Below are 1,778 nucleotides of genomic sequence, written 5' to 3'. Positions count from 1 at the left end.
TGCAGCTATGAGGTTTCTCGTCAAATTGGCAGCGTCGCGGCCTATCTGCGCTATGAAAGCACCCGCGACTATTCCACGCGGTGCAGATGATTCCGCCCGATTGTCCGACCAAGGCAAAGTGCAAGTTTTGGCTGAATCGACTGTATGGTTCGCTGGAACGTAGCGCCTCAAAAATATCGCTGTTTCCTCGACACAAAGCTTAGCAATTTTTCCAAACCGCATACGCGGTTTGTCGTAATAGGGGTATCACCCATACAGATAGATGGATGCGTCATCCACCTACTGACTCACCTGCCGATTCTGCGCCCAACGATTCAAGCCAGCGCAAGCGATGAGCAAGGCTCCTGTCACAAAGAAGACCGAACGCATTCCAAAATGAACGCCAATCTGACCACCGATCAGTGGCCCGACGACCTGCCCCGCATACTGCGCGGACTGTAGATAGCCAAGCATTTTCCCTGACTCTTTTTCCTCGACAGCGTGGCGCACCAACTTCGCAATCGACGGCAGCAGTCCGGCCAGCGTCATGCCCATCACTGCCCGCAGTGCAGCCAACTGCCACCATTGGGTCACAAACGCTTGCGGAATCATGACCAGGCCGGTCGCAACCAGACATCCCATAATGACTTTCCACCCGCCGACCCTGTCCGCCATCGCGCCAAGCCTGGCAGCGGTCAGCATGCTGCCGAACGCGGAGGACGCCATTACCATGCCGGCAATTGTCGTCAGTCGCGCGTGGGGAACACCCAATTGGGAGATATAAACCGTGATGATCGGTTCAATCGACATGTTGGCGAGAAGGACCATCGTTGCTGTCGTGAGCAGTGCTGCGATCGCAGCGTAATTGCGAGGACGCGCTGACCCCTCCGCCCGAACCCTCTGCTTATCGCGCTTTACGGGCCTGACGAAATCTTCTCTCACCAGAACAATGGTGAGGATGGCGGCGATAGAAATCATTGCCCCGCCAGCGAAAAAAGTGCCCCGTATGCCGATCAGGTTGGGGAGGACACCACCAATCAGCGGGCCGATCAGGTTTCCGGACAGGACACCGGTCGACAACACGCCCAATGCCCAACCCGAGCGCGCAGGCGGCGCCTGAGTGCCGATCATTACGATAGATGCTGAGGCAAAGCCGCCGACCAGACCGGCTGCGAGACGCAGGAACACGAGTTCGTAGACGTTGTGCGCCAGGCCGATCATCGACATGACAATGGCCATTCCAATTGCCGCACGAATCAACATTGGCTTGCGCCCGTACCGATCCGCGAGCCTCCCCCAGATCGGCGACGTGATGGCAGTGCCGAGGAACGTAATCCCGAACGCAACGCCCGACCACTGCACGACTGATGCGGTCGATGTCACGCCCAACTGCTGAACGTACAACGGCAGGAAGGGAAGCAGCATGCTGAGACTAACCAGCGTGGTGAACGATCCAAATACGCAGATGACCAGATTTCTACGCCAGTAACGCTCGTTTCGCGCTGCGTAGGAAGCTGTGTCGATCGGAGGAAATTGCGGAAGTGTGTTTGCGGAATTCGCCATGACAATTCAAGCCCGTTTTGCATAGTTCATCGGACGCAGTATATGTGCTCGGCGCACGCAAAAACACGAGGCATTATGCGCCCCCAGGCAAAGGACTGTTGACTGGGCGCTAAACCGTCGTCCAGTGGGTAGGCGACAATTACTCACGACAACCGCTTCTTATTATCACGATGCTTTTTAAGCGCGGATATCGGGAGCTTTAGTGGTAATCGATGGGTGTTTTTTAAGCGTTCGTA

At 56.1% G+C, this 1,778-nt stretch carries 1 protein-coding gene; it reads right to left on the bottom strand.

All coding sequences use genetic code 11. The features are described from left to right. Positions 1–279: 279 nt before the first annotated feature. Positions 280–1,542 (bottom strand): MFS transporter, encoded by a 1,263-nt coding sequence (locus WCA53_RS00795; protein WP_423904292.1) that lies wholly within the window; start codon positions 1,540–1,542, stop codon positions 280–282. Positions 1,543–1,778 lie beyond the last annotated feature (236 nt).

Source organism: Caballeronia sp., from assembly GCF_049581465.1.
Taxonomy (GTDB): Bacteria; Pseudomonadota; Gammaproteobacteria; order Burkholderiales; family Burkholderiaceae; genus Caballeronia.
Note: the sequence above shows the minus strand (reverse complement) of the source record. Positions and strands in the feature narration are given on the sequence as shown.

Bases quoted from the DNA above. Each gene is read 5' to 3' on its own strand.
- WCA53_RS00795 (WP_423904292.1), bottom strand. From the start codon at position 1,542: ATGGCGAATTCCGCAAACACACTTCCGCAATTTCCTCCGATCGACACA.